Annotated in this window: 20 protein-coding genes and 2 tRNA genes; 1 reads left to right on the top strand and 21 read right to left on the bottom strand. The window is 45.5% G+C overall.

All coding sequences use genetic code 11. The features are described from left to right. The first annotated feature begins 93 nt into the window (after positions 1-93). A tRNA-Ser gene (locus tag G625_RS0102285) sits at positions 94-179 on the top strand. A gap of 57 nt (positions 180-236) precedes the next feature. Here the strand turns inward: G625_RS0102285 and G625_RS0102280 are convergent. The 21 genes from G625_RS0102280 to trhA form a co-directional block, all read right to left on the bottom strand. Next, entirely contained in the window at positions 237-1,997 is a 1,761-nt protein-coding gene (locus G625_RS0102280; RefSeq protein ID WP_029199829.1) for an EAL domain-containing protein, read from the bottom strand. 239 nt (positions 1,998-2,236) lie between these two features. Continuing rightward, positions 2,237-2,322 (bottom strand) — tRNA-Leu (locus G625_RS0102275). 194 nt (positions 2,323-2,516) lie between these two features. Beyond that, complete coding sequence (locus G625_RS0102270) at positions 2,517-2,969, bottom strand: ATP synthase subunit K (protein ID WP_029199828.1); 453 nt, start codon at positions 2,967-2,969, stop codon at positions 2,517-2,519. Between the two features lie 31 nt (positions 2,970-3,000). Continuing rightward, positions 3,001-4,842 (bottom strand): V-type ATP synthase subunit I, encoded by a 1,842-nt coding sequence (locus G625_RS0102265; RefSeq protein ID WP_029199827.1) that lies wholly within the window; start codon positions 4,840-4,842, stop codon positions 3,001-3,003. Beyond that, positions 4,839-5,453, bottom strand: coding sequence for a V-type ATP synthase subunit D (locus G625_RS0102260; protein WP_029199826.1), 615 nt, complete (start codon positions 5,451-5,453; stop codon positions 4,839-4,841). The genes G625_RS0102265 and G625_RS0102260 overlap by 4 nt, the downstream gene beginning before the upstream one ends. Before the next feature lie 11 nt (positions 5,454-5,464). After that, a complete protein-coding gene (locus G625_RS0102255; protein WP_029199825.1) occupies positions 5,465-6,757 on the bottom strand; it encodes a V-type ATP synthase subunit B in 1,293 nt (430 codons plus the stop codon). Positions 6,758-6,765: 8 nt separating this feature from the next. After that, positions 6,766-8,496, bottom strand: coding sequence for a V-type ATP synthase subunit A (locus tag G625_RS0102250; protein WP_029199824.1), 1,731 nt, complete (start codon positions 8,494-8,496; stop codon positions 6,766-6,768). A gap of 27 nt (positions 8,497-8,523) precedes the next feature. Next, positions 8,524-9,045: a DUF2764 family protein gene (locus G625_RS0102245; RefSeq protein WP_029199823.1), complete on the bottom strand. Its 522-nt coding sequence runs from the start codon at positions 9,043-9,045 to the stop codon at positions 8,524-8,526. Between the two features lie 13 nt (positions 9,046-9,058). Continuing rightward, a complete protein-coding gene (locus G625_RS0102240; protein WP_029199822.1) occupies positions 9,059-9,619 on the bottom strand; it encodes a hypothetical protein in 561 nt (186 codons plus the stop codon). Between the two features lie 613 nt (positions 9,620-10,232). After that, positions 10,233-11,162 (bottom strand): RnfABCDGE type electron transport complex subunit B, encoded by a 930-nt coding sequence (locus G625_RS17970; RefSeq protein ID WP_044931304.1) that lies wholly within the window; start codon positions 11,160-11,162, stop codon positions 10,233-10,235. A 12-nt stretch (positions 11,163-11,174) separates the two neighbouring features. After that, positions 11,175-11,789: an electron transport complex protein RnfA gene (locus tag G625_RS0102230; RefSeq protein ID WP_029199821.1), complete on the bottom strand. Its 615-nt coding sequence runs from the start codon at positions 11,787-11,789 to the stop codon at positions 11,175-11,177. A gap of 2 nt (positions 11,790-11,791) precedes the next feature. Next, on the bottom strand, positions 11,792-12,493 hold the full coding sequence (gene rsxE / locus G625_RS17965) for an electron transport complex subunit RsxE (protein WP_044931301.1): 702 nt from the start codon (positions 12,491-12,493) through the stop codon (positions 11,792-11,794). A 15-nt stretch (positions 12,494-12,508) separates the two neighbouring features. Beyond that, positions 12,509-13,117 carry an FMN-binding protein gene (locus tag G625_RS0102220; RefSeq protein ID WP_029199820.1) on the bottom strand — a complete coding sequence of 203 codons (609 nt, stop codon included), beginning with the start codon at positions 13,115-13,117 and terminating at the stop codon, positions 12,509-12,511. Beyond that, a complete protein-coding gene (locus G625_RS0102215) occupies positions 13,117-14,064 on the bottom strand; it encodes an RnfABCDGE type electron transport complex subunit D (RefSeq protein WP_029199819.1) in 948 nt (315 codons plus the stop codon). Before G625_RS0102215 ends, G625_RS0102220 begins: the two co-directional genes overlap by 1 nt. Continuing rightward, on the bottom strand, positions 14,061-15,455 hold the full coding sequence (gene rsxC, locus G625_RS0102210) for an electron transport complex subunit RsxC (RefSeq protein WP_029199818.1): 1,395 nt from the start codon (positions 15,453-15,455) through the stop codon (positions 14,061-14,063). Before rsxC ends, G625_RS0102215 begins: the two co-directional genes overlap by 4 nt. Positions 15,456-15,860: 405 nt before the next feature. Beyond that, positions 15,861-17,699 carry a glutamine--fructose-6-phosphate transaminase (isomerizing) gene (gene glmS / locus G625_RS0102205; protein ID WP_029199817.1) on the bottom strand — a complete coding sequence of 613 codons (1,839 nt, stop codon included), beginning with the start codon at positions 17,697-17,699 and terminating at the stop codon, positions 15,861-15,863. A gap of 667 nt (positions 17,700-18,366) precedes the next feature. Further along, positions 18,367-19,548, bottom strand: a complete 1,182-nt coding sequence (locus G625_RS17960; RefSeq protein WP_049895594.1) for a DUF4349 domain-containing protein — start codon at positions 19,546-19,548, stop codon at positions 18,367-18,369. 143 nt (positions 19,549-19,691) lie between these two features. Further along, a complete protein-coding gene (locus tag G625_RS20870; protein WP_049895592.1) occupies positions 19,692-20,834 on the bottom strand; it encodes a hypothetical protein in 1,143 nt (380 codons plus the stop codon). Beyond that, complete coding sequence (locus G625_RS0102190) at positions 20,831-21,397, bottom strand: RNA polymerase sigma factor (RefSeq protein WP_029199816.1); 567 nt, start codon at positions 21,395-21,397, stop codon at positions 20,831-20,833. Before G625_RS0102190 ends, G625_RS20870 begins: the two co-directional genes overlap by 4 nt. A gap of 171 nt (positions 21,398-21,568) precedes the next feature. Beyond that, positions 21,569-23,128 carry an FMN-binding protein gene (locus G625_RS17950; RefSeq protein WP_044931298.1) on the bottom strand — a complete coding sequence of 520 codons (1,560 nt, stop codon included), beginning with the start codon at positions 23,126-23,128 and terminating at the stop codon, positions 21,569-21,571. 182 nt (positions 23,129-23,310) lie between these two features. Then, positions 23,311-23,982, bottom strand: a complete 672-nt coding sequence (gene trhA, locus G625_RS0102180; RefSeq protein WP_029199815.1) for a PAQR family membrane homeostasis protein TrhA — start codon at positions 23,980-23,982, stop codon at positions 23,311-23,313. Positions 23,983-24,254: the final 272 nt, after the last annotated feature.

Raw genomic sequence — 24,254 nt, 5'->3', positions numbered from 1 at the left:
CAAGCCTGCTCATGCCCCGGTTTAGCCGTTACCAACGATTTCCCATTTGACTTTGCTGTTATGGTGTATTATATTTTTTAGGTACGATTTTTTGGAGATGTACCCAAGAGGCCGAAGGGGGCGCACTCGAAATGCGCTAGGTCGGAAACGGCGCCAGGGTTCAAATCCCTGCATCTCCGCTAAAAAACGCCGGGTTTTATCCCGGCGTTTTTTCTTTCAGATGATCTTAGCAATCATCAACATCCGTATTTGTCTAAAAAGCTCTGATACGGCAAAGGCTTCGAATAGTAATATCCCTGGAAGGAATCCACATTACAGGTCCTCAAGGCACTTTCCATTCCCTCTGTTTCAACGCCTTCAACACAAGTTGTGCATCCGTAAACCTTGGCAAGCTTTGAAATGACTGAAACCAAGTCAAGCTGCTGTTTGTCATGGTCTACTTCAAGGATAAACTGTCGATCAACTTTAAGGGTATCGATGCTGAGATCCTTGAGCAGTCCAAGGGATGAAAAGCCGGTTCCGAAATCGTCCAGTGCAAACCTTATGCCCTCAAGCTGAAGCTGTTCGTTCAGGTTCTGGAGTCGTCTTATATCTATGAGACGGCACCTTTCCGTGATCTCAAGACACAGGTTCTTTGGAGGATATCCTGTGTTTCTCAAGCTTTTATGCACTCTGTATATAAAGCTATCATCCTGAAGCTGTGCATAGGAAAGGTTGACATTTAAAACAAAGGCAGGATACTTTTCAAGAATTTTTTTGCCTTCCTTCATGGCGGTAAACAGTATCCACTCACCAAGTGTCGGGAAAAGAGCATCATTCTCAAGCACAGGAATAAAATCATTGGGCGGAACCACGGTTCCGTCGTCATCCGCCCAGCGGATCAGTGCTTCTGCTCCTTTAAGCTTCCCTGTTTCGGAATCAACCACCGGCTGATAATACAAATGGAAATGGTTACAACCTTCATGGACATCTTTTCTGATCTTGTTTATGAGATCGATCCGATACCGCTTTTGACTTTGAGGGTCATTGTTGAACTCGCGGAATGCACCCTGATAATCATTTTTAGACTGATAGTAAGCCTGAGTCAGACAGGAAAACAGTGTATCCTTGTCTATGTCAAAACGGTTAAGGGATAATGCTCCCGCATTTATGGGCATATCGATATATTCTCCGTTGAAAGAGATTCCTTCCTTCAACCGTTTACGATATCCCTCATATTGCGCTGCGAGCTGCTCCATGGTAAGGGATTTGGTCACAAAGGCGATCCGGATCCCATCAAGCCTGTAAACATTACCGACATTTCTGTAAGCCTCAAAGAGATATCTTGAAACATGCTGAAGCAGCATATTTCCGAAATCATAGCCATAAAGATCATTTATTCTGGAGAAATGGGTGGGTCCGTACATGACTATATTGATCGGTATATGTTTTTCAAGACACAAGCCGACTTCTTTAAAGAAACTCATCTGATTTCCGAGACCCGTAAGGGGATCTATTCCGCCGCCGATGGTCTGGTTTCTGATGGCACCTCCGAAATACTCGGGATTTCCATCGGGGTCTCTTAATATGATGCCGCGACAAGTACACATGTAGTATCTGCCCTGACCGTCAGCTGCACGATACTGCATATCATGGCCATTGGCTGCACCCGAAAAAATGTCTTCTATGCTCTTTCGGTAAACCTCCCGATCCTCCGGATGGATATGCTCTTCCCAAATCTTTCCTGCTTCAAACATGTACTCAGAATCGAGGTTGAAGAAATCAATAAAGGATTTTGACCATCTTGAATAATCATATTTCATGTCACAGAGGAATACATCTGCTCCCTCTGAAACTATGGCAAAGGATTCAAACAACTGGTTAAGTTTGTCCAGGCGACTTGCCGGGATGGCGCTATATTCTGTTTTTTTGTCATCTTTTACCGGCTCAGTCCTGACTTCCTTAGGAACTATATCAGGACGATCCGGATTGTTTTCGCGAGAATTGAAAGCATCCATCGTACTACTCCCCTACTTGCTCTCTGTTGAAAATAACAGCTGGTTTCTGAATAAACGCAGAGTACCCCACGTTTATATAATGTATAATTATATATATCACATTAGTGTCACAAAAATATAAGCGAATTTAATATCATTCTCTAAAATTAATATTAAAACTATGTAAGGAATATCGACAGAAACGGAAATGTTATTAATAAAAAAAGCCAGCATCCAGAAAACTCTGAATACTGACTTTATGCCGGTAGCCGGGGTCGAACCGGCACGCCCATCACTGGGCACGGGATTTTAAGTCCCGAGCGTCTGCCTATTCCGCCATACCGGCAGCACCAAATTATAATACAAAATAATATGCATTGTGTCAATGGGGAAATTGATGATGGCAGTTTAGCCGGTGAACCAAGGGGACGGGGTTAGTGGTTCATTTTTTTTAAAATGAACCACTAACCCCGTCCCCTTGGTCCAAAAACGGAAGGCATCCCGTTTTTAAAAGGATGCCTTCCGACCTTAGCTCGATTCTTATGCGATTGAAGCAGCGCTGAGAAGCAGCATGCAGAATACCAGTGCGAAAAGAGCAACTGTCTCGATGACACCGATCACAACGAAGTAGTTTGCGGTACCCTTTCCGGTAGCGCCAAGAGCGTCAGCAGATGCTGCTGCAGCCTTGCCCTGGAAATATGCTGAGAATCCGATGGCGATTCCGCCGAATATACCGATACCGAGTGAAAGTGCCGGATCGATGGTTCCTGCCTTATATGCACTTGCGATGAAGTTCATAAGAAGGAATCCGTAGATAGTCTGTGTAAGAGGAGCACCTGCAAATGCAGTCATAATGAACGGTGCCTGCTTGCCGGCTGCGTAGCACTTCTTCCATGCTCCTACAGCGGCCTGACCTGCCATACCGGCACCAAATGCTGAACCTAATGCAGACAAACCAAGTGCTGCTGCCATACCAATATAAGCGATATTCATAGTATTTCTCCTTTAATTTAAAATTATAAACTTAGTCTTTTATTTTGTCGTTCATTTTAAATGGATCGTACGCTATACCCGTCCACTCGAGACCTACCTGTCCGGAGAACTCAAGCACGTTAAGACGTACACCATGTACTACTACTGAAAGGATACACATAACTATATTGATTACGTGTCCGATTATTACAATGATAGCTGCCACTATCACGAGAGGTCCGTGTGCAAGACCTGCCGCCATGTTATTGAAGCTCTGCGCTATCGCAAGACCTGCCATTCCTACCGCAAAGAGTCTTATGTAACTCATTACGTTACCGAAACAGCTTATGGTGTTGAGGAAGCTTGTAAAGGCTCCTCCCAATCCTGCTTTAACACCGTCAGCGAAGCTGACTCCGGGAGCCATGCCACTGAAAAGTACTACAAGCACGAAGCCGATCGCTATTGCTATGAAGATAGGTGTGACAGACATCGATTCTCCAAGTACCAGAACCAGTGACAGGAGATACATTGCAACTATCGTGACCATCCATCCTAAATCTGCAACAAAGCTCAAATCTTTATTGTCCATCTTCTTTTTAGCAGCAAGTAAACTACCAAGTTCCATCTGCATAGCACCTATGGTGAATGAGAACTTCATAATGTTGTTTTGCTGCGTTGCCGTAGCCACTCCGAACTTCTCTGCGTAGTTTGCAAAGGAAGGAATGACCAGAGCCCTCAGGAACGGAACATTCATAGCGGATTCCATACCGAACCAGGTTCCTGTTATGGCACCCCAGATAACGGTAGAGATCGACAGAACCAAAAGAAGGAAAACAGGTGTTGTTATCTTCTTTGTCTTCTTGATAATGACTATCGCAGCTATAAGGAATATAAGTCCGTATCCGCCGTCTCCGATGATCATCGCAAAGAATAATGCGAAGAAAAGCAGGAACCAAAGTGAGATATCTGCTTCTCTGTAGCCCGGAAGTATTCCAAGCATATCGTAGAGCGGTTCAATCAGTTTTGTAACCTTATTATAGCGGAGCTTGGTAGGTATGGTCTCATCCTCAGGTGAAACATCGCCTATTGCATATGCCCAGTTATTTCTGGTTGCTGCTGATTTAAAGGTTCCCAGATCTGCCTCAGGTACATAACCTGAAATCCATACCAGTCGATCCTCGGTGGTTGCCGTCTCACTGGCTGAAGAATAGTTTTCTTCGTTTTGTGCCTTTATGAGCTGATCATGGAAACTGTTTTCGTAGGTTGCTGCCTTTTTAAGGAATTCAACACACTCGTCGCTTTCTTTCGTGAATCTTTCGATATCACTTTTCAGCTCCTTAAGACCCTTGGCAGGGAGTGAAAACTCTGTTGCCTGAATATCCGGAGGGAGTGTGCCTAAAACAGCTAAGGTGTCTGTCTTTTCAACTGATGCCAGTTTGATGGCTTTAATGCTTTCATCCTGCATGATCTGCTCGCACTCGGCAGTACCTACACGATAAAAGTGAAGGTCAAATCCTTGCTTCTGCAGTTCTTTAACATCAGCCGGTGAAAAATCACCCCACGCTTCAATCCTTTCGATCTCGGCTTTTGTTGAGGAGATTTCCTGATTAAGACTGTCCTTTTTGTTAAGAGCCTCTTTGGCTCTCATATACATTTTATTAAATTCGTCGTCAGAAAGAACCGGAGGAGTTGTGGTTTCCTTTGATTTATCCGGCGCGTAGTCCTGGAGGCGTGATACTGTCTTGGAAAGCTCGGTGAACTTTTCTATGGCAGCATGATCAGCACTCTTTCTCTCCGCCAGATGCAGAAGACCCACATCACGTAAGCCCTCCAGCATTTCATCTTTATGTGAAACAGTAGTAACGACGTGAACCATTTTCATTTTTTCTATCATCGTTCTGCCCCCACAAGTTTTTTCTTCGAGATCTTACCACGTACAACTGCAGCCGTCTGCTGGTCTCCGAGATAAACACCGATGACACGGATATTCTCCTTTGCCTCCGGGATCTTTACCTTCTCGAACAGGTTTACTCTCTGGGAGGTTGAGCGGAGCTCTTTCTCCAAAAGCGATACTTGTTTGCGAAGTGTAGAAACCAATGCATCAAGACGGGCAATCTCACGCAGCTTTACAAGTGCAGTGTCGACCCACAGCGGGTAATCATCAACGTTGTAGGAAATATCCTTAAAGGTCAATTCTTTAAAGGCCGGAAGTTTTACGCCCGCAACATTTTCTGTTGTTACCAGAACCTTGTCCGGCTGCACCAGGTTGTTCAGCTGTAATTCCTTGACGAACTGTTCGTTCTCGGCGAAAACAGCAACCCAGTCATCCAAATTGCCTATCATTCCTTCACGTTCGGCTTCCTTCTCTTCAAGGTCAGCCTTTATCTGCATGATAACCGATTGCAGCTGCTGTTTTTTTAGCTGCAGGGTAGGAAGATAACGTTGATACTGTTTCAGGTGATCCTTCTGCACTTTCTGTTCGTTTTTAGTGAGTTTGATCGCCATAAACCGCTCCTTTAATCATCCAACTTCTTTGGCCATCTTTCCTTGATGAGGTTTGTCTTGAGACCTGTCTCATTAGGCTCAAAACAATCGGCAAGGATCTCCCAGCCAAGATCAAGAGCAGCTTCCAGCGGAATGTTAACACTAAGGTCCATAAGCTTGGACTCGAACATCTCACCATACTTAAGAAGCTTGTCATCCCATGCACTCATGGTAAAGCCCATGGACTTTTTCTCAAGACTTTCCTTGTACTGTGCATAGAGCTTGATCATACCATCCATAAGTGCTCTGTGGTCATCACGGGTTGTGCCGTTAACGTTCTGCTTAAGTCTGGACAGTGAACCGAAGGGCTCGATGTGTCCGTTCTTAAGATAGAACTGACCCTCTGTGATGTATCCCGTATTATCAGGAACAGGGTGGGTTACGTCATCACCCGGCATGGTGGTTACACCAAGGATAGTGATGGAACCTGCACCTTCGATGGCAACTGCCTTCTCATAACGGGAAGCAAGTGTACTGTAAAGGTCTCCCGGGTAACCACGGTTTGAAGGAACCTGCTCCATGGTGATGGCAAGCTCTTTCTGAGCATCACAGTAGCTTGTCATATCTGTAAGGAGTACAAGTACTTTCTTTCCTTCAAGAGCGAACTGCTCTGCTACTGCAAGTGACATATCGGGAACAAGTGTACTCTCAACGGTAGGATCCGCAGCAGTATGTATGAACATAACTGTGTGGCTCATGGCACCGCCTTTTTCAAGAGTGTCACGGAATGCCAGGTAGTCATCATACTTGAGACCCATTCCGCCAAGAACGATAACGTCAACCTCTGCCTGCATGGCGATACGTGAAAGAAGCTGATTATAAGGTTCTCCGGATACGGAGAAGATCGGAAGCTTCTGACTCTCAACGAGAGTGTTGAACATATCGATCATAGGGATACCGGTACGGATCATCTTCTTCGGAACGATACGCTTTGCAGGGTTAAAGGAAGGACCGCCGATATCTATCATATTTTCTGTAAGAGCAGGCCCATTGTCTCTCGGGATGCCGGCACCGTCAAATATACGACCTAAAAGGTGTGATGAGAAGGAAACCTGCATCGGTCTGCCAAGGAAACGAACCGGGTCATTTGTGCTAACGCCCTGTGCGCCCGCAAAGACCTGAAGCGAAACGATATCCTTGTCCAGTTTTATAACATTGGCATAGCTGTCTCCTACCAAAGCAAGGTCACCGTTTTTGACTCCCTCTGCCTTGACGGTAACAACGTTGCCGACGATTGACTCGATTTTTGTATATACTTTCTGCATAAGACCTCCTAAGCTAATGCCTTCGATTTATATAAATCCGTGATCTTGGTCTTCTGTGCTTCAAACTCAGGTGTTTCAAAAACAGTTCCATGCCAATCAAGGAATTCCTGTCTTAACTGGTTGAAGAAAGAACGGATCTCGTCTTTATCTTCGAGGTCATACTTCTGCATCAATGCATCATAAAGGACATTAAACTCGATTATCTGTCTCTCCGGAGGGCAGGCTGCATCGATAGGATCGAAGGAGTTCTGCTGCAGATAAACCGCATCGAGAAGTTCACCCTTCTGATAGGTGATATAATCTTCCGCTGTGGTACCTTCTTCGCCGACAACCTTCATCATCTGGTTGATCTCGATACTTCTGCGGAGGATAGCTCTTGCCTTCTCTACGAGTTCCATGTCGATGATTCCTGTATATTTTGACCAGGAATCCATAGGGTGGATGGCCGGATACTTACGGGCATCGGATCTCTCACGGGAAAGACCGTGGAATGCACCTACAACCTTAAGAGTTGCCTGAGTAACAGGTTCCTCGAAGTTACCGCCGGCAGGGGATACTGTTCCACCGATGGTTACGGAACCGATAGAACCGTCCTTAAGACGAACCTTTCCGGCTCTTTCATAGAAGGAAGCGATGGTTGACTCCAGATATGCAGGGAAAGCTTCCTCTCCCGGAATCTCCTCGAGACGTCCGCTCATCTCTCTCATGGCCTGAGCCCAACGTGAAGTTGAGTCTGCAAGAAGGAGAACGTTAAGTCCCATCTGTCTGTAATACTCTGCGATTGTTACGGCTGTGTAGCAGGATGCTTCTCTCGCTGCAACAGGCATTGAAGAGGTGTTACAGATGATGATGGTTCTTTCCATAAGTGAACGACCTGTACGTGGATCATCCAACTCAGGGAACTCTGTAAGAACTTCAACTACCTCACCTGCACGCTCTCCGCAGGCTGCGATAACAACGATATCTGCTTCACCGTTTTTTGCCTCCATGTGCTGGAGAACGGTTTTTCCTGCTCCGAAGGGTCCGGGAACACAGAAGGTTCCGCCCTTTGCTACAGGAAGGAATGCATCCACGCAGCGGAGCTTCATAATAAGAGGTTCATCAGGTCTCAGCCTCTCTTCATAGCACTTGATAGGCTGCTTGATAGGCTGGGTGATGACCATGGAAAGCTCTTTTTCCTCTCCTGCTCCATTTCCGATAACGCAAATGGTTGAACGAACATTGTAGGAGCCTTTATCCTTGATGGATTTAACAACCCAGTCTTCGCCCTTTAATGTAAAGGGAACCATGATCTTGTGGGTAAATATACCCTCAGGTACGGTACCGATGGTGTCACCGGCAACAACATTATCACCAACCTTGGCTACCGGAGTAAACTCCCAGTCGCGGTTAGGGATAGCGTCAAGGTAAACACCTCTCTGTAAGAAGAAACCGCACTGCTCTGCTAGTTCAGGAAGTGGGTTCTGAAGTCCGTCATAAATCTGAGTCAGGATGCCCGGGCCCAGATCAACGCTCATCAGCTCTCCGGTGAATTCTACCGGATCACCGACTTTGATGCCGTTTGACATCTCATAAATCTGCATGCTGGCTACGCCGTTAGTAATACGAATGACCTCGCCCTTCAGACGCTTGTCGCCCACAAGAATATAACCTACTTCATTCTTGCGCACAGCTCCGTCGAAGCTTACATTCGCCATGTTACTATTGATGCCAGTCACATGTCCTGTTACTGTTTCCATATAAGTCTCCCGATTTATTTATATTAATTACAAATTGTAAACGCGCTGCTGTACCTCACCAAGTAGCTGTCGGAATTCCGTACTGCCCTTATCGTGATCAAAGCAGCCCTGACGCTCCAGTAATTTTAGCTTTACTGCATATCCGAACAATACTTGATCGTCGAACATGTGTAAACCTACAAGTTCATCAAGCTGTTGGAATTCATAGTCCAGCAAGATCTTTTCTGCTTCCAGAGGATCCTTCGCTGCAAGAGCGGAGCTGACAACCTGGGTGGTCATGAAATCCTTTGTTTCGGGTGTCGGGTAAGTCTTTCCAAGCTTCATGCTTCGCTGATAGTTAAGCTCTTTCGTGAGAGACCCGTAAACCCGGTTCCACTCCTTGATAAGAGGACCATCTGTTGAGGATAATGTTAAATCCTTTAGAAGCTTATAATTGGATTCACTTACCTGTGATTCACAAAGGTCAAGGAATTCCTGGTAGCTCAGAGGCATATCTCCGTCGCTTTTGAGGTCAGGCAGGCTTGATATCAGATAATAATATGCAGCCATCTTTTACCTCCGTTTAAATCTCAAGGTTTCTGAAGTACGGCATCATCATCTCGGCAATTTCATCTTCGGTACAATCAAAATATCCGGATCCGTCATTAGCCGCAAGACGGAAGCCTGCTTTCACGTTCTTTGTGGGTTTGATCTCAAGTCCGTTCCTGATCTCCTCCGCAAGCTCGCTCTTTAAAGCGTCTGAAACATCGGCTACTTCGGCGGTATACTTGGATACGTCTTCGCCGGCAACCGCTGCGCGAATGAGCTTTGCGAGTGACTTTTCAGACAGTGATTTTTTTACATCATTTTTGAGTATGTTCTCAAACACGGTCTGGACTTCTGTTTTAAATGCAAGCATGGCATCCCGTTTTGCCTGCTCGGCGCTGACAGAAGCACTTTCCTTCATGATCCCGATTTCCTTTTCTGCTGCGGCTTTGGCATTTGCTGCTTCTGCCTTGGCATCGGAAACAATCGCAGCAGCTTTTTTCTTAGCTTCTGCAATGATAGATTCTGCCTCTGTGTTGGCAGCATCGATACCCTCTTTACGGATCGATGTGACCAAATCCTGAATCTGTAATTCCATAAGTTTCCTCCTAGTAAAAAGTCGACATGCTTTTTGATAAAACTTTTCTACCTTCGTATTTTCGGCAATTTCCAAAATATAATTAGTTTCCGCACTGTAAAATAAAACACTCTGCCATTCGCTGTTTTCCGGGAAGAAACATACGGATGTGTGAGTGTATTTCTGCGTATCCGTAAGTGGTTGGCAAATATTGTTCGATACGCTTTATATGAGGATAATAGAAAAATAAATTTCGGAATCCCTATGTATACAATGTTAAATTTTACACTAATTCTCCGTCAAAGGCAATAATTCTGTTGAGTTAGAATGAATAAAATACGTATAATTGTAACAGCTCAGTCGGTGGGCCAGGGGGACGGGGTTGGTGGTCCATTTTCCTAAAATGGACCACCAACCCCGTCCCCCTGGCCCACCGACTGAACTGTTACGTATAATTTCCCCCAAATTGTAAATTGAGTTTTGAAATTAACTTATGGGAATCAGAACGTGATTTTTACAGGTGGTGATTAATGCTGATGCAGACATCGGTAAAGGAACGATGGCAAAAGAAAAACCCCTCACCTCTTATGAGGTGAGGGGTTTTTCCATCTTGGTCTATAGAAATTATTTTCTATCAGGCATTGGCAGATGTTGTATCTTTAGGCTGCTCTGCAGGTTTTTCTGCCGGAGCGGGTGCCGAAGCCTTGGCTTCTGTAGCGGCAGGAGCTGCAGCCGGTGCCTTTGGTGCGGCAGGCTTTACAGGACGCTTGCCTGTAATAGCACCTGTAGGACACTTCTGGGCACAGATACCACAGTCCTTACACTTATCATTCATAACTGCAAGACCATCAATGACATGGATCGCATCGAAAGGACAATTCTTTTCGCACATTCCGCAGGCGATACATCCGATGGAGCAGGAATCCTTAACCTGCTTACCCTTCAAATGATTCTGGCAGGAAACGATGTGCTTCTTCTTATAAGGAACGATGGCGATGATGTTCTTTGGACATGCCTTAACGCAGGCTCCGCAGGCAACACACTTTTCCTTATCAACCTTTGCCACTCCGTTTACGATGTGGATGGCATCGAACTTACATGCCTTAACGCAGGTTCCGTATCCGCAGCAGCTGTAAGGACACTCTTTTTCTGAACCGTTAGGTACAACCGAGAGGTCACGGCAGTCTGCGATTCCGGTGTAGTGGTAGGCTTGCTTTGCCTTATCACAATCACCCTGGCATCTTACGTAAGCAACCTTCTTATCAGCCTGTTCGCCTGATGCGTTTGTACCCATGATTGCAGCAATTTTTGCTGCAACAGCAGGACCGCCTACAGGACACTGATCTACGGGAGCTTCGCCTGATGCGATAGCCTTTGCACAACCGTCACAACCCGGGAAACCGCAGGCACCGCAGTTGTTGCCGGGAAGAGCTGCTCTTACGTTTGCTTCTGTTTCATCAACTTCTACCTTGAACTTTTCGGATGCTACTCCGAGGAACAAGCCAAGGATAAGTCCGGTCGCACCTACAAGTACGGCAGCGACCAAAATAAATGTTACTATCACGTCGTTACCTCCTTATACAAGACCGGCAAATCCGAAGAATGCTATAGCCATAAGTCCGGCTGTGAGGAGCACGATAGGTGATCCCTGGAATGACTTCGGGATGCTGTCATTGCCCTCGATAACGTTCTCTCTGATAAATGCCATAAGGATAAGAGCAAGTGCAAATCCGATGGAGATACCGAGGCCGTATACGAGACATTCTGCGAAATTGTATCCATAAGTTACGTTATTCAATGCAACACCGAGAACGGCACAGTTTGTTGTGATAAGCGGAAGGAAAACACCGAGAGCGTCATAGAGACCCTTCATATTCTTCTTCATAAACATCTCAACCAGCTGAACCAGCGCAGCGATTACCAGGATGAAAACGATGGTTGTGAGATACTCAAGACCATCCTTAAGACCCAGAGCCTTGCACAAAGGTGATGATGCAGCCATGAATACCACGTAGATTGCGTGGGAAACCAGGGATGCAAGCACGATAACGAAGATAACGGCTGCGCCCATACCCTTTGAAGAATCGACCTTCTTGGAAACACCAAGGAAAGCACAGATTCCGAGGAACTGGGACAGTACAACGTTTGATACGAGTGAATATTTAATTGCAATCAATAACAGATCTAACATGCTCACGCCTCCTTCTTAACTTCAGAAGCTGGAGCTTCTTCTATCTTATTAAATGCGCCAAGCAGATCGCCTGAAGTAACGAACTCAGGGACTTCTTCTCCGCCGTTTGTGGCTGAAGGAAGCTTAAGTTTGTTCTGGATGGCTGAAAGGAACGCAAGCACGATGAACGCACCGGGAGCAAGAGCAAAGATACCGATGCTGAACTCCTCAGGGATAAGCTGGAATCCGAAGATCGAACCCTTTCCGATGAGCTCACGAACTGAACCGAGAACTGTTAATGCAAGTGTAAATCCGATACCCATGCCGAGACCGTCACAGAAGGAAAGGACAGGAGTATTGAAAAGCGCATACGCCTCTGCTCTTCCGAGGATGATACAGTTAACTACGATGAGAGGGATATAGATTCCCAGTGCCTCGTATACAGCAGGTGTATAGGCCTGCATGAGAAGCTGTACTATGGTAACGAGGGATGCTATAACTACGATCTCGCCCGGAAGTCTCACTCTGTTGGGGATGATATTTCTGAGTCCGGAGATCACCATGTTTGAAAACATAAGAACGGCAGTAGTGGAAAGACCCATACCGATGGCATTGAACGCACTTGTTGTTGTAGCAAGTGTAGGACACATACCAAGCATAAGGATGAAGGTAGGATTTTCCTTGATAATGCCGTTATAAATTCTTTCAAGATATTTATTATTCATTTATCACGACCTCCTTCACTTTACGATGTATTTCTGAACAAACTCAGTTGCAGCATTGGTTGAGTTAACAACCGCTGTAGAAGTCATGGTAGCACCTGAGATGGCATCGATTTCGCTCTCTCCTGCTCCGCCGCCCTTCTTGACACTTAAGTTTGTTCCCTTGCCTGCAAACTGCTCATAGAACTGAGGCTCCAGAGCTCTCTGTCCGAGACCGGCAGTCTCAGGGAGTGTTTCAGGGAAGGAAATGCCTGTGACCTTTAAGTCACTGTCAACACCGATAACAACTACAACGTTTCCGCCGTAACCTGCAGCCTGTGCCTTCACGATGTATCCGATCTCTGCGCCGGATGCATCCTTTGCGGCAACTACGGAAAGGAGCTCTGCTCCGCCGTTGTCTGCGGATACGGTTCCTTCTGATTTCGCTGTTTCCAAAGTTTCTGCGTAGGTCTCATCATCATAGGATTCTGCTGCCATAACCGCCTGATAAGAAGCGATGGTGGAAGCATTCTTAATAGCATCGATCTGGTCCTTTGTCATTCCGTAAACCGCACCAAGGAGTAATCCTGATACAAGAGTGATGGCTGTAAGGATGAGGGCGTCTTTTACAAAAGATTCTTTCTTCATTACTTCTCACCCTCCCTTCCGAATGCCTTTGGAATAGTCTTAAGGTTTATAACAGGAACGATAATGTTTGTAAGGATGATCGCATAGGAAACGCCCTCTGCAGAACCACCGAACAGACGGAAAAGTCCTGTCATGACACCAAGGATGATTGCGTAAACAATCTGTCCCTTCGGAGTGATAGGTGATGTAACATAATCAGTTGCCATGAAGAAGGCACCGAAGATAAGTCCACCGCCAAGGATCTCGCACAGGACATAGTTGATATCAAATCCGTGTCCGCCGAAAAGCAGTGTGAAGACTGCTACTGTTGCGATATAGATACAAGGTATCTTTGGAGATATTACCTTCTTAATGATAAGGTAAGCTGCACCTAAAAGGAGACAGAGCTTTGAAACCTCACCGATGGTTCCGGGGATGCGTCCAAGGAAAAGGTTCATAAGGTCTACCTTGGCCATATCTCCGCCGGCCTTCATGAAAGCAAGCGGTGTTGCACCTGACATGGCGTCCGGTCCTACTACTGTCCAACCCGTCATCTTTCCTGCGAAAGAGATAAGAAGGAAACATCTTGCACCAAGAGCCGGGTTCATCCAGTTCTTTCCGAGTCCGCCGTAAAGCATCTTGATAACGATGATGGCGAAAACAGCACCTACGCAGGGAATCCATACAGGGATATCCGGCGGGCAGTTAAGTGCAAGGATAAGACCTGTTACCGCAGCTGACCAGTCACCTACGGTAACAGTCATCTTCATGAATTTCTCATAGGCATACTCTGAAAGTACTGCAAATGCCACTGTCAGAATAACAACCAGGGCAGCATTAAAGCCCCACTGTATGATACCGTAGAGAGTTGTGGGAATCATGGCGATAACAACATCACGCATGATCTCGGAAGTGGTAACTTCATCACGAATGTGAGGATTTGAGGAAAGATTCAACATCTTATTCATTTCTTCACCTCCTCAGTAGATTTTGTTTCTTCTTTTGCCTTTGCTTCGGCTTCAGCCTTTGCCTTTGCGGCAGCAGCTCTCTTCTCTGCATTGACAAGGCGCTTCATCTGTTTGAAAGCCTGGGTAAGAGGTCTCTTGGCAGGGCATACATATGAACAGCAGCCGCACTCAATACACTCCATACCGTAAAGCTCTGCGAACTTTGATGTATCCTTGCTGAGACCTGCTTTCATAAGCATTGTGGGAACAAGATTCTCGGGACATGCTTCAACGCAGCGTCCACAGTTGATACATGCTGTTGTGGGCTCTGAAGATACAGGATCATGAAGCAGTGCAAGAATTGATGATGAATTCTTGGCAACCGGGATATCGAGCTTGAAAAGAGGGATACCCATCATGGGACCGCCGCAGATGATTTTTTCGGGATCTGCCTTGAATCCGCCTGCCTGATCGATGATCTCCTGGTAGTTCATACCGAGAGGTACTTTAAAGTTACCCGGCTTTGCCACTGCATCGCCTGTAACAGTTACGATCTTTCTGACGAGAGGCTTTGACTCGCATACAGCTTCATAGATAGCAACTACGGTGTCTGCATTGTCAACTACGCAGCCTGCATCTGCAGGAAGCATGGAGGAGTTGATCTTTCTGCCTGTTACAGCATAGATAAGCTGACGCTCACCACCCTGAGGGTACTTTGTCTGAAGAGCGGCAACCTCTATGTTTGACTCGCCCTGAGCCTTCTCTGTAAGAAGCCTGATGGCATCGGGCTTGTTGTCTTCTACACAGATAACACCTTTAGCGTTAGGGAAAATAGAGAGGATGACCTTGAGACCGCCGATGATCTTTTCGGGAGTCTCCATCATATCTCTGTAATCAGATGTAAGATATGGCTCACACTCTGCGGCATTAACAAGGAAATAATCAATCTTGTCAATGTTTTTGGGCATGAGTTTAACTGATGTCGGGAATCCGGCACCTCCAAGACCAACGATACCAGCCTCCTTGACGATGTTGACGATCTCATCACGGCTTAACTTTGTATAGTCTCTTGCCTGACCGAAACCTTCAATAGCTTCATAATTCTGGTCGTTGTCAACGACGATAGCATCCACTACGGCTCCACCGGCTGTGAGTCGCTTCTCAATAGCCTTTACGGTACCTGAAACTGAACAGATAACCGGGCTGGAAACGAATCCGCCTGCCTCAGCAATCTTCTGCCCCACAAGGACATGATCTCCCTTTTCCACTACAGGTTTTGCGGGAGCACCTATGTGCTGAGATACCGGATAAACCATAACCCCCTGCGGCTTAAGCTCTACAATAGCCTGATCCTTTGCAAGATCCTTGCCGTCGTAGGGATGGACGCCACCTTTAAATGTGGTAACACCCATATTCGTATACCTCCAAAAATAATTTCATAGACTTTTAATAATATAACAAAATTAAAGAATCATAACAATAAAAAACCTATTTGTGTATGACATTTAGTGCATATTTTCCACAAAAATGTTGTTAAAAATTTGTCACATTCAACAAAAGCCACAAACATGACGAAGTATTGTATACAAAGATTGCATGGTGTATACAAAAACCGGATCCCCCGGAGCTCTTAGAGTCCCTTAGGAATCCGTTATACATAGGACCACCGGGGACGGTTCTCGCCGGAGAGAACCGTCCCCGGTGGATTATATTCTGCTAAATATATTAATTGTTGCAAGTAAAGGGGTCAGACCCCCTTACAATATTCTGAATATATGCTGAGAGTTTTGTGATGGGGACTGCCCCCTCTCCTGCTATTATTCTACAGTAACTGATTTTGCAAGATTTCTTGGTTTATCAACATCGAGACCCTTGGCAACACTTACATAGTATGCAAGGAGCTGTAACGGAATTACAGCAAGGGAGGTTGCAAAGTAAGGATCTGTGGTGGGAACATAAACCGTGAAGTCGGCTGTATCTTCTATATTGTAGTTTCCGTAGGTGGTAAGTCCCATGAGATATCCTCCTCTGGCCTTGACTTCAACCATATTGGAAACAGTTTTTTCAAAAAGCTCAGGCTGTGACAGTATACCTACAACCAGGATGCCTTTTTCAATAAGAGAAATGGTTCCGTGCTTAAGTTCTCCCGCAGCATAGGCTTCTGAGTGGATATAGCTTATTTCCTTAAGCTTAAGTGAACCCTCGAGGCCGATGGCATAGTCGATTCCTCTTCCGATGAAGAAAACGTCCTGAGCATTGGCCTGCTTGGCTGCAAACCACTGGATACGTTCTTTGTCCTTGAGGATATCTTCTATCTTCTGCGGTAATGCTTCCATCTCGGAGATAAGTGCTGAATAACGTTCTGCGTCGATCTCCCCACGTACCTTTGCAAATTCAACCGCAAGAGTGTAACCTGCAATGAGCTGTGTTGAATATGCCTTTGTGGTGGCAACCGCGATTTCAGGACCTGCTAAGGTATAGAACACATTGTCGGCTTCACGGGCAATGGAAGAACCGATAACATTAACGATTCCCAGAGTCTTAACGCCTCTCTCCTTTGCTTCACGGAGAGCCGCAAGTGAGTCAGCAGTTTCTCCCGACTGGCTGATGATGATAACGAGACCGTTAGGATCAAGGATAGGATTACGGTAACGGAACTCGGAAGCAAGCTCTACGCGGACAGGTATACGTGCAAGTCCTTCCAGAACGTACTGGCATACTACTCCGACATGATATGCTGAGCCGCAGGCAACGATGTAAATCTGGGAAATGTTTTTAATCTCAGCTTCACTGAGACCAACGCCGCTGAGATCGATCCTGCCGTCTTTTACAACAGAGTTGATGGTGTCACGAACCGACTTCGGCTGTTCATGTATTTCCTTCATCATGAAGTGCTCAAAGCCGCCCTTCTCTGCTGCCTGAGCATCCATCTTGATCTCAACCAGTTCCTTTGTTACAGGCTCCTGATCGAGACTGAAGAACTCTGCGGTTCCGGCTGTAAGCTTTGCGATTTCCTGATTGTCAATGTAATAAACATTTCTGCAGTACTTGAGGATGGCAGGAACATCAGATGCGATATAGGTTGATCCATCCTGGATACCGATGATCATAGGGGCATCCTTACGGGCAACATAGACCTCTCCGGGATAGTCTGTAAACATAAACTCGAGGGCGTATGATCCGCGGATACGAACCATGGCGCGGGATATGGCATCGATAGGGCCCTGACCGTACTTCTGATAATAGTAATCAACCAGATTTACGGCTACCTCTGTATCGGTCTCAGAGTGGAACTCATAGCCTTTTTTCAGAAGCTTATCCTTTATCTCCTGGAAGTTTTCGATGATACCGTTGTGAACGGCAACTACCTGCTTATGGAAGCTTACGTGAGGATGTGCATTGGTCTCACTCGGCTCACCGTGGGTTGCCCATCTTGTATGACCGATTCCGCACTCACCCTTCAGAGCTTTTCCGTCATCTGTCTTTTCTGAAAGGTTTTTGAGACGGCCTTTGGCCTTTACTACTTTTATTTCGTTTTTTTCGTTTCTTACGGCGATTCCCGCTGAATCATAACCTCTGTACTCAAGCTTGCTGAGTCCGTCCAAAAGTATAGGCGCTGCCTGCTTATTTCCTACAAAACCAACTATTCCACACATAAAAAAATCTCCTCTCTGATAAAACCTACGGGATGAAGAGTTTCATTCATACAAAAACCGGTGGTGATGTTCAGGCCAATGTTTTTGCCATGACATCATCACGAAACAAGACTTAACCTGCCTTTTCTGAAGTAAAAATGATTACTGCGGCAATGGCACAAGTCTGTTATACAACTCTTTCATCAGTTCATCAGTGAGTGAGAAAATCTCTGTTACGGTTTTGATTCCGCTTTTTCTTTTTTCTCTTTCGATTCACAAATCCGTGACAGCATCCGCCGAGTCTTTCGATAACTGTCATCCTCGTCGACCAATTACGGTCCTGGCGCTAACCTGAGACGCTGTTCCTCTGCGTGGTCCCAAGTTTGTTGGTACTATAGCATAAAATAAAAATTACGGCAACTGTTGGAAACATTGTGAAATGGTACAGAAAATGCAAGGGATGCGTGGCGGCCCACGAGATTGAAAGAACATCCCGCTTTACATGTTCGCCTCAGCTGCACTGACGTGCATCTGCGACGTACATGTAAAGCGGGATGTTCTTTCAACTCGCAAGCCTAGTCACACATCCCTTGCATTTTCTTCCGTTACTTAAATATTTACTTGTTTTGGGTTATCTGTTTTTCTTCAGTTGAATAAAAATTTAGCTGATGATTTTCGAGAATGTTATTTATTTTTTTGCTTCATCAGTAGTTTTTTTGGTTTCCGGTTCTTTTGGGGCTGTCGCGTCAACTTTGGTATCGGTGGTTGCAGCAGCTGCAGGTTTGGTGTTTGTGTCAGCGGTTGGAGCTCCAGCAGTTTGGATTCCGGCCATCTTTGCGGCTTTCTTTGCGGCTTTTTTGCTGTGGAGTTTCACGATGCTGATCACGATAAACAAAACGATTCCGGCTACAAAGGCAAGGAACAGGAATATAGGAAGGCTTGATATGAACCATACAAGGAAATCTGTAACTGCTTCGGCAAGCTCTTCTATATTGGACTCGAGATTTGCTGATACACGTCCCCAGAAGGTGGTCTTCGGTGTAGGTGTGTAAACAGATTTTTCGGTAACATCTACGGTTACGGTTGAATAATCCACCTGATTGTCATAGGAGCGAAGGTCAGACTCATAGTTATCAAGCTCATATCTGATATCTGATAAGCGTGCTTCGATGGTAATGATGGCATCCACTGATTCAGCCTGGGCCATGAGCTCCAGAAGTCGGTCATACTCTTCCTTCAGGGCTTTCTTTCTGGATTCGGTGTCATGATATTTTAATGTTATATCCTGAGTATTCTCGTATTTTCTTGTGAGGTTGGCGCTTCCTTCGGCAAAATCAAGAAAGGCATCTACCTGAGGTTTGGGAATACGCAGAGTGAAGTATGCATAACGGCTTGAACTTGTTTTTTCGTTTCCGTTAATGTCACTGGATTCTATGTAACCTCCAAGCTCAGTGGTTCTGTTCTGGATGTCTCTTACAAAGGTGTCAAAATCTGTAGTTTCAAAAGAGAGGTTTACATTTCTTATGAGTTTACGATCATCAGGGATTTTCTCTGTAGCTACATCAGAATTGGCAGATTCTCCGGATGCAGCGGTTTCGGCAACCATTTCCGGTGCTTCCATATCTGTATACATATCCATATCGGCGCTGTTTTTTGATGCAGATCTGGCTGCGAACATACTTGATCCTGCATCAGCCTCTTCCATTGGCATGCCGGCTTCTGCCATATAGTTAGAGCCGGAACTTTTTATACTGTCACTGCTTGCGGAAGAACTGTGTCCGCAGGCCACCAGCGTCATGGCTGATAAGACAAATGCAGCAGCAACGGCTGTTATCTTTTTACGGGTTAATTTGATAGAGCTTTTTTTCATGACTTCCTCTCCTTCCTGTTAGATTGTCCGGTTCTCTTTGAGTTTTTCAGAGGGGCTAAAGCCCTTAAGCCTGACAATCTCTGTTCGTAATAAATATTATATCTCATTTCTGCAAATGAAATGGATGAAATTTTTAAAAGCTTTTATGAAATCTGATTTATAAGTTCCGGGATTTCTGAAGCTTCAATAGTTTGTTCACTGTCAATGTCTATGGCGAAGCTGTAACCGTTCTTTGTCCAGGTGGCGACATAAACATTGTCACCTGTGCCCTTGAGAGTCACCTCTGTGCCGTCTATGCTGACAGTTCTCTCGTTATCATAGCTGTTGTAATCGCCGCTGATATCTTCGCCTGCAGCATTGGATTTACGTACACGGAAGACTTCGAGGGATGCTGTATCGCGGTAAATTATTTCCAGCATATCGTCTGTCATGGATCTGAAGCTTTCAGGCTTACTGTCCAAAAAGCTTTCCGGTATTGTGATATCAAATCCGGCATCTTTTTCTGCCTCAGACAGGGTGCTGCTGTCATGCCAGGGATTTGCAATCATAGTCATAACAGATTTCTTTTCCCCGGAAGCTTCACCCACTCCTTCGGTTTTTAATGCATCCCTTGCCGTGTTTTCATTGGAAGCTTCTCCGGCTACCCCGGTTCTTACCGAATTCCTTGCAGCATTTTCTTCTGATCCGGCATTTTCGGTGAAGGTTTTGTCTGATACAGCTTCCGGTGCGGCACCGACTTCCGGCTTTTCAGGGGAAATGTCATTGGCAATGTTGGTTTTCTGAGTTACATCGGCACTTTTCAGTATCATGGATTCCTCTGCTTCTTCATCAGAAAGGGCATCTTTTGAAATGTTATTGCCGGAAATTGCTTCTGCAGAAGTTGTATCCTGCATAACAGCCTGGGGTGCCAATGTTTCCTTGTTTCCGTTGAAGACTGTCATATAGGCACTGAATCCCAGAACGATGATGAGGGCGGCTGCAATGGTACCGATGGGTTTATAATACCGTTTATTTGTTATATGTATCACTTTGTCGTTTCCATTTTCTGCAGCGGAGCGTTTCTCACCTGACATGTCTTTTGATGAAGAGACTCCGGCATGGCTTTCATTCGGGGACTCCTGATCCCTTTCCCTGCCGGAGGAGGTGACTGAAGATAGTTCAGATCCGGATGCGGCAGAGACATTGGCATCTGACTGTATTTTGTCCGAAGCCTTCGGCATGGCTTCAAGTATATATTTCTCATCGATATCACCGATGGCTTTTAAAAGTTCTGTTTCCTTTTTCATAGCGATATCCCCTCACTTTCAAGTTCTGTAAGAAGTGCTGCTCTCATGCGGCTGAGAGCCATCTTTACCTTGCTCTCGGTGAAACCGTATTCCTCTGCTATCTCGCTTACGGGAGACATATACCAGTATCTTCTGACGAAGATTTTTCTTTGATCAGGCTTTTGGTTTTCCAGAAACCGGTTGATACAGTCGGTTAATGTTATCTTCTCGGGTATATCCTCGGGTCGTGAGGATTTCGTGTCGGCAAGACACTCTGAAAGCTCCTCCAGAACAGCTGTGGTTTCACCATTTCCGCGTTTTGCGGCAGTTTGTTTTTCGTAAATGTTCAATGCCAGATTCCTCGTTATCTTTCCCAGGAAAGTTCTGAGAACAGAAGGCTGCCTGGGTGGTATGGCATTCCATGTATTCAGCCAGGTGTCATTTACACATTCCTCACTGTCTTCTCTGTTGTAAAGAATGTTCATGGCTATGTAGGTACAGTAGCTGCCATACTTTGCTGCGGTTTCGGTTATTGCAGATTCTGATCTTGAAAAATATAGATCCAGTATTTCCTGATCGGTCATATAATGTCCTCGTTTCTGATTTGGATAATCGGGTTGTCAAATATAGTTTTATGCGGCATATCAGGTTTCCGATGTTATCCTTATGTTCTTCATCCTAATACACAGGAAATGAAGTTAATGGGTCACATTTTTATAAAAAACCGTCCGACAAGAACGTCGGACGGTTACATGTTACTTAATAAATACGGATGGATCTAAGCCTGCGCTTTCAAGGGCCTTCTTTGCAGCTTCCTTGATAGCATCAGATGTAATGGTAGCGCCTGAAATGGCATCAACATTGAGACTGTTTGCAGAGAGGATCTTTTCCGGAAGCTCTTCAAGAGCCTTGGTACCTATACCGACTGTCTCCTTGTCGCCTGTTGCAACAAGCTTGATGATCTTGTCTGCGATTGCTGTGATTTCAACAGTTACAGGACCGCCCAGACCCTGAGCCTCGCCGGTAGCTGTAACCTCATCGGCAGCAGCTTCTTTTGAGGCATCATCATTTTTGGCTTCGGCTTCACTTGCTTCAGCTTTGGTCTTCTCAGCTTCATTTTCTCCGGACTCACTCACTTCGGCTTTGTTCTCTCCGGATTCGCTCTTTTCAGCTTCACTTCCCTCAGCTTGATCCTCTCCGGCTTTACTCTCATCTGCATCTGCCTTATCAAAGCCTGCACTCTCAAGGGCCTTCTTTGCAGCTTCCTTGATGGCATCAGATGTGATGGTAGCGCCTGAAATGGCATCAACATCAAGGCTGTTTGCAGAAATGATCTTTCCCGGAAGCTCTTCAAGAGCATTGGTACCGATATTTGGTGTCTCGTTTTCTCCCTTTGCAACAAGATCGTAAATCTTGTCTGCAGTAGCTGTGATTTCAACAGTTACAGGACCGCCAAGACCCTGAGCCTCGCCTGTAACAGTTACTGCATCGGCAGGAATGTCTTTTTTCTCGGCTGCGGCACTTGTGGTTTCAGCTTCAGTCTCCTTGGTCTCGGCAGGAGTATCCTTTGCATCAGCACTGGCACCAAACTTAGATACATCAAAACCTGCACTCTCAAGAGCCTTCTTTGCGGCTTCCTTGATGGCATCGGATGTAATGGTAGCACCTGAAACCGCGTCAACATCAATTGTATTCTTTGTAATGATCTCTCCCGGAAGCTGCTCGAGAGCCATGGTTCCGATGTTAGGAGTCTCATTTTCGCCTGTGGCAACAACGTTGTAGATCTTATCGGCAGTAGCTGTGATCTCAACAGTTACAGGACCTCCAAGACCCTGAGCTTCACCGGAAGCTGTAACTGCGTCAGCAGGGATATCTGCAAGATTAACTTCTACAGTCTCCTTCTCTACATAACCGAAAGCTGTCGGATCAAATCCTGCAGCCTTGATGGCCTCAACTGTAGCATTCTTAATAGCTGTTGATGTAACGGTGGCACCTGTTACTGCATCAACGTCAATGCTGTTTGCCTCAAAGATGCTTGCAGGAAGCTGGTCAACTGCAAGTGTACCGATATTTGGTGTCTCGTTCTGTTCTGTAACATTGATGGAATAAATCTTATCCTTAGTAAGGATAAGCTCAACCTTTACGTCCCCGTCCATGCCCTGAGCTACACCTTCTACAGTGACAGCATCTGAAGGAATCTTGCTTTTCGGAGCACTGCTTGAGGTTCCGAGATCCTTTGACTGCATACCTGTAACCGCTGCCGCAACGATACCAACAGCGATAACTCCAAGAGCGATCATATTGTTCTGTTTCATTTTAGTCCCCCATTTGTCTGGAAATAAATAGACATCAATACGTCCATATGTCCTTTAAATATAACATAGGTTAATGCGGTTTTCATAGAGATTTCAAAAACTATTTTGTGGAAACATCAGAAGAACTGTTAAGAAAAAAAACTCCATGCACTGTAGAGTGCATGGAGCAGAATTTTATGGATTCAGCCGGCCAGCAGGATCATAACGCCGTAGTGACACATGGAACCTGCGATGACGAAGCAGTGGAATATTTCATGATTTCTGAAATACTTAGGGAATCGCTCAAATACAGGAAGCTTAAGTGCATATATGATGCCGCCGATGGTGTAGATCACGCCTCCCCAGAAAAGCAGAGAAAACTCAGCATCCGTAAGAGAAGCCCTTATCTTCATGATGGCAGTGACACATAACCAGCCGAGAGCGATATAAATGAGAGCATTGAGCCACTTAGGAGTATGGATATAGATAATGTTTACGGCCATACCTATTGCTGACAAAATCCATACAACCAGAAGCAGCAGCCAGCCTGTGCTGTCCCCGAGGGCTATGGCGCAAATGGGGGTGTAGCTTCCGGCGATGAGCATATAGATCATCATATGGTCGATCTTCTTCAAGGTGTCGTTTACCTTGGGAGAGATATCTATGAGATGATAGGTGGAGCTTGCGGCATAGAGGAGAACTATGCTTAAAGCAAATACTCCGAAAGCAAGTATGCGCTCGAGGCTCGGATGCTGAGCTACTCTGTAAAACAATGGGATCGCAGCGATCATGGAAAGGATCATAGCGATGTAGTGCGTCAAGAAACTGCCTGGATCCTTGATCTTAAGCAGTAAAGAATTTCCTTTTTTAAACATATATGCCTCCCTCTGTAAAAGCCGTATTATCTAATTAACGCTGTTTTTCAAGCCGTAATATCTTATACACAAATGTAAATCTGACCGGCTGTTATATCTGTTACACAAATGATAGCCTGCCAAGTCAAGCTATCGACTCTACATAACGTAGTTTCGATTACTACATATAATTATATCAAGATTTTGAAATATTGCAATACAGAGATGTTTCTGCCCAGGGTTCTTTCACGAAGGAGATTATTCGTCGGTAGTTTGACAGTCTGGCCTCATCT

Origin of the sequence: Oribacterium sp. NK2B42, from assembly GCF_000424445.1 — a bacterium.
Lineage (GTDB): Bacteria > Bacillota > Clostridia > Lachnospirales > Lachnospiraceae > Oribacterium.
The sequence above is the reverse complement of the archived record's forward strand: the minus strand, read 5'-3'. Positions and strand labels throughout refer to the sequence as shown.